At 69.8% G+C, this 1,757-nt stretch carries 2 protein-coding genes; both read right to left on the minus strand.

Annotated features, from left to right (window positions below; all coding sequences use genetic code 11):
• Positions 1-49 precede the first annotated feature (49 nt).
• A complete protein-coding gene (locus tag G6024_RS08790) occupies positions 50-1,303 on the minus strand; it encodes an NADH:flavin oxidoreductase (protein WP_067713288.1) in 1,254 nt (417 codons plus the stop codon).
• Between the two features lie 200 nt (positions 1,304-1,503).
• Positions 1,504-1,757: alpha/beta hydrolase (locus G6024_RS08795; protein ID WP_159148507.1), on the minus strand; the 254-nt coding region annotated here is incomplete at its 5' end.

Here is a 1,757-nt window from a genome sequence, read left to right on the forward strand (position 1 = left end):
TAGCGGCCCGACGGGGCACGTGAGGCGGGGACGGGCGGGCGCGTCCGCTCTACACGGGTGGCGTGGGGCTCGTCGCCTGGAGGGTGTCGTGGCCGCCGCGGGCGGGGATCGGCGGGACGTACTCGCGCAGCACGCAGCGGCTGCCGCTGTAGATGGTGGCCATACAGCGGTTGCAGTGCACGCAGAGCGACCGACGCCGGTCGTCCTCCTTGAGCTTGTTGGGTAGGTCGGGCTCACGCAGCAGGCCTCGGCCCATGGCGACGAACTCGAAACCGGCCCCCATCGCCTTGTCGATGGACGGCCGGTCGACGATCCCGCCGAGCAGCATCATCGGCAGGTCCACGGCCTCGCGGATCTGCCGGGCGTCGTCGAACATGTACGCGTCGGTGTACGGGTACTCCTTGAACATCTTCGGACCCACGACCTTCATGCCCATCTTGATCACCGCGGGCTGGGTGGCGGCGAACTCCTCCAGGGGCGCGGCGCCCTTGAACAGGTAGATGGGGTTGAGCAGGGAGCTGCCGACTGTCATCACCAGCGCGTCGGCGGAGCCGTCCTGCTCGAGCCACTGGGCGACCTGGCGGGCCTCGTCGATCCAGAACCCACCGGGCACGCCGTCGTCCATGTTGAGTTTGATCGTCACCGCGATCTTGTCGCCCATGGCGTCGCGGATGGCGCGGCCGATGCGGCGGGCGAAGCGGGCGCGGTTCTCCAGCGATCCGCCGTAGGAATCCTTGCGCCGGTTGAGCTTGGGGCTGAGGAACTCGCTGACGAGGTAGTTGTGACCGAAGTGCACCTCGATGGCGTCGAAACCGGCCTCATACGCACCGCGGGCGGCGCGGACGTGGTCGGACACGATCCGGTCGATGTCCGCCTCCGTGCACGCCTTGGTGATCGCCAGGCCGGTGGGCGCCGGGATCCGGGACGGCCCGAGCGGGGGCAGCCCGTTGGACGACCCGTTGGCGACGGCCCCGGCGTGACCGACCTGGGCGGAGATCGCGGCGCCCTCGGCGTGCACGGCGTCGGTGAGCTTGCGCAGCATGCCACCGTCGTCCATTCCCCAGTGGTATTGGTGCTTGTCGGTGCGGCCCTCGGGGGAGGTCGCGAGGTAGGCCACGGTCGTCATGCCCACGCCGCCGCGCGCGTACTCGGCGTGGAACTCGATGAGCTCGTCGGTGATGCGCCCCTTGGGACAGCGCCCCTCGAAGGTCGCGGCCTTGACGATGCGGTTGCGCAGCGTCACGTTGCCGATCTTGCCGGGGCTGAAGACATCGGGTGCGGGTGTTCCGGGCGCGAGACTCATGAGCAGAACTATAACCTGTTCCACCCGCCCCGTCCCCTGTCTGGCCAGCGCATTTGTCGTGATTCGCCGCAGGCACCCTACGCCGGGCGGCGCTACCGCCCGCCACCTGCAGACCATAGGTTGGCCTTACCCGCTTCAGACGCCCGCACCGATCTCCACGAGCGATACGCCGCAGGCGGTCGTCACGATCCCCGATCCCATCAGTCCTCCCGTCGGGGATCCGAGGCGCCGCCGACCGCGCTCCCGATGTGGACCGCGAGCACGGCCAGCGCTGAGGCGCCCTCCGGGGTGCCCGCCACGACCGGAAAGCAATGGATCATCCCGGGCCAGACCCTCAGGTCGATCGTCGCGCCACGCGAGCGACTGGCCTCGACGAAGCGGCGGACGTCGTCGACCACGAAGTCGTCGCCGCCGCACACGATCGCGGTCGGTGGCGCCGACGCGTCGAGGGGGC

The organism is Dietzia maris (assembly GCF_014144855.1).
GTDB classification, from domain to species: domain Bacteria; phylum Actinomycetota; class Actinomycetes; order Mycobacteriales; family Mycobacteriaceae; genus Dietzia; species Dietzia kunjamensis.

What these genes read in the sequence shown, in the direction of transcription:
- G6024_RS08790 (WP_067713288.1), bottom strand. Translation starts at nt 1,303, where the DNA reads ATGAGTCTCGCGCCCGGAACACCCGCACCCGATGTCTTCAGCCCCGGC.